This is a genomic window from Chryseobacterium sp. YIM B08800 (assembly GCF_026163565.1).
GTDB lineage: Bacteria > Bacteroidota > Bacteroidia > Flavobacteriales > Weeksellaceae > Chryseobacterium.
In genome coordinates this window covers 1-1,484 of the sequence record NZ_JAPDKN010000055.1, presented here as the reverse complement: position 1 = coordinate 1,484, position 1,484 = coordinate 1, and the positions used below count along the sequence as shown (strand labels likewise).

Below are 1,484 nucleotides of genomic sequence, written 5' to 3'. Positions count from 1 at the left end.
TCGGATCAATAATATTTACACTTCCTTCATCATCATTCATCAAAACTTTAATTCCGCTTTTGGTTTGGATGGATCTCATGTGATTATTAATTCCGCCTCCTAATCCAACTCCCCCATGAAACATTCCGCCCATCACGAAAGGTCGGTCAGGATGATTGTGTACAAAATTTACCATCACCTGATCCCCAACTTCAGGAATCGCTACATAACCTCGATTTTGAGTGATCTGATCAGTTCCTCCCGCATCGGGACTCATCATTCTAATAAAATGAGTGGTGTCATTCGTTTGCCAGTCAAATCTTACCTGAACTCTGCCCTGTCCTTCTGGATCAGTGTTTGAAATGACCGTTGCGATTTGTGGTTGTGCGATAGGAACGGTAAATTCAGGTTTTGGTAAAAAGCCTGTATCGGATGCAATTCCTGCAAAACTTCCGGTATAATGACCAATCGTATCAATCTCATGCGTTGTTTCTGTCACCATGATTCTTGTGAAATAAGAAGTTTCATTCGTATCAGGTTTTCGCATTTCAATATCCACACTGCATCCCGGATGTAAAAAAGGAACGGTTGTAGAACCTGAAAGATTAAAAACATTCACCGCCTCACTTCCAGAAGTGCTTTTTTGGGAATATTCAACATCCAAATGAGTCGTTGCTTTTATTGGAGCAACTCTCAAAGAAGGCGTTTTATAAATTGTATCGTTATGCTGATAAGCTGTTTTTGCTAAATCTCCAACATGCTGAATCGGTGTTGAACCTGATTTCAAAACTTCATTTTTACTGCTGTTGTAACCGTAAAATTGAGGTTTAGTATGAACCGCTTTCAACTCTACTTTTATATCGTTTGCGCTGCTTCCATACGTTAATTTAATGGGTTGATTTTGTGGCGGAAGTTTTCCAAAATGAAGAACTTCCCCGTCGTAATAGAACTGTTCGCCATAAGCTTCCGCCATTCTTGCCAGATAATTATAATGCGTTTCGTCGTATTGGCTGCTGTAAATAATTTGAGAATAATCATTGGTATCAATTCTGATATCAAAACGGCTTTTATCTAAACCTTGCTTAATGACTTCTTCAGCAATGATTCCCATATTAACAGCCTGATTTCCACCAAAACTCTGAATATGAGGCGCTCCATCCAATAAAATTGTTGGACTGTAACCTGACAAAACAATATTTCCCAAACTCATCTTTTCCTGACTGAAACCAACTCCGGTGATAACGCCGACAAAAGTGCGTTCCGGACTGTTTTCAATGTCTTTATAAGAAATAACGGCCGTTAATCTTTTGCCTAAAAATTTATTCGCTTCTTCTAAAGTATGGGTTTGGCGGTCGCCTAAAGTATCGTGAGCTAAAGTCAGCGTAAATTCGTGGTGCTTTTGTGAGCTTTGGGTAAGCTTGAAATGCTTGTAATATTTGATCACCTTACCTTCAATGACTAAAGATAACTTTACCAATCGGTTAATTCCGGTATGATGATTCTCT

Annotated in this window: 1 protein-coding gene; it reads right to left on the bottom strand. The window is 39.0% G+C overall.

Features of this window, described 5'->3' with window-relative positions:
• On the bottom strand, window positions 1-1,484 hold a 1,484-nt coding region (locus OEW74_RS17280; RefSeq protein ID WP_265429646.1), incomplete at both ends, for a type VI secretion system Vgr family protein.